Origin of the sequence: Sabulibacter ruber (assembly GCF_017355955.1) — a bacterium.
GTDB classification, from domain to species: Bacteria; Bacteroidota; Bacteroidia; order Cytophagales; family Hymenobacteraceae; genus Nibribacter; species Nibribacter ruber_A.
Genome location: NZ_JAFFID010000201.1, coordinates 1 through 246, shown reverse-complemented (window position 1 = coordinate 246; position 246 = coordinate 1). Strand labels below are relative to the sequence as shown.

Sequence of the window (246 nt, the reverse complement as noted above, 5' to 3'; positions counted from 1 at the left end):
CGATCGCGGTCGTCTTCCTGCTGGTCCTCAGCCTCAACCTTCTCTCCGGGAGCCGGCCGCGATGAGCCTTCTTCTGCGCATCGAAGATCTGGAGGTGTCGGCGGACGGCGCCTCCACGGGGTCCTCGGACGGCATCGTCCGGCCGACCTCCCTGTGGCTTCACGCCGGCCGGCCGCTGACCGTGCTGGGCCAGACCGGCTCGGGCAAGAGCCTGCTGGCCCAGGCCGTCATGGGCGTCCTGCCGCC

1 pseudogene is annotated in these 246 nt (G+C 71.1%); it reads left to right on the top strand.

Going from position 1 to position 246, the window contains the following annotated elements:
* Positions 1-61 precede the first annotated feature (61 nt).
* Positions 62-246, top strand: a pseudogene (locus tag JT719_RS25045) (hypothetical protein); the annotation flags it as partial.